Annotated in this window: 1 rRNA gene; it reads left to right on the top strand. The window is 48.8% G+C overall.

Annotated elements, in window-relative coordinates:
- Window positions 1-281: ribosomal RNA gene (locus FET73_RS15035) — 23S ribosomal RNA — on the top strand; the annotation flags it as partial.

The following is a 281-nucleotide window of genomic DNA, read 5'->3' as shown; positions in this document are numbered from 1 at the left end:
GGTGGACCATCATCTAAGGCTAAATACTCCCAACTGACCGATAGTGAACCAGTACCGTGAGGGAAAGGCGAAAAGAACCCCTGTGAGGGGAGTGAAATAGACCCTGAAACCACATACGTACAAGCAGTCAAAGCATCCTTAGGGGTGTGATGGCGTACCTTTTGTATAATGGGTCAGCGACTTAATTTCAGTAGCAAGCTTAAGCGAGTAGTGTAGGCGAAGGGAAACCGAGTCTTAATAGGGCGCATAGTTGCTGGGATTAGACCCGAAACCGAGCGATC

It is taken from the genome of Marinicella rhabdoformis (genome assembly GCF_009671245.1).
Taxonomy (GTDB): Bacteria; Pseudomonadota; Gammaproteobacteria; order Xanthomonadales; family Marinicellaceae; genus Marinicella; species Marinicella rhabdoformis.
Note: the sequence above shows the minus strand (reverse complement) of the source record. Positions and strands in the feature narration are given on the sequence as shown.